The sequence below is a fragment of the Vibrio sp. 1402 genome (assembly GCF_033340275.1).
Genome location: NZ_JAWOWE010000407.1, coordinates 1 through 622, shown reverse-complemented (window position 1 = coordinate 622; position 622 = coordinate 1). Strand labels below are relative to the sequence as shown.

Annotated in this window: 1 pseudogene; it reads right to left on the bottom strand. The window is 37.1% G+C overall.

What is annotated here, in order from left to right:
- Nucleotides 1-312: pseudogene (locus R7044_RS26345) on the bottom strand (EAL domain-containing protein); the annotation flags it as partial.
- Between the last annotated feature and the right edge of the window lie 310 nt (nucleotides 313-622).

Sequence of the window (622 nt, the reverse complement as noted above, 5' to 3'; positions counted from 1 at the left end):
CGGTTTGGATAAGTGTCCAAGCTTCGATGAGCAAATGATCTCATCGCCTTTGACAATGAGCATTTCATCGATGTCTCGCTCAAACATCAAGTTTTGCTGCAACTGCTCACACCGTTCTGGATGAATAAGCGCAGTTCGGTTTTCAGTCTCAATTTGAAAGAGTATTTCATCCGCGATTTGTATGTTCTTTTCGAGCAAGTGATCGAGGTTACTTTGCACACTCTCGTGTGCCAAATACAAAACCTCCGCAAATACCAAAGGAAGTGGCAGAAAAAAGATAGCAGCTTTCTTAAGAAGCATTTTATTCAGCATATAAAAGCGACCTTTTATAAACCGATTGACTCAGATGGTATCGAGAAAACGATACCCACCAGCAACTCACGTTTACAATATTATTCATTAGATTTATTGAGTATGCGAGACACCTCCTACCCTCGCAAATAAAACAAAATCTTAATTGTTTAAGTTCCAGTTTAGTGGCACGAGACTCAAAGGTGAGACATCCACTTTTCAAGTTTTCTTCAATATTTAACCGCTCACTACCATTTTCTCATTAAGTGAGAATTAATCATAAAAATTATTTTTCTTTTCTCAGTGATTAAGAATTATATTTGTCCTATAT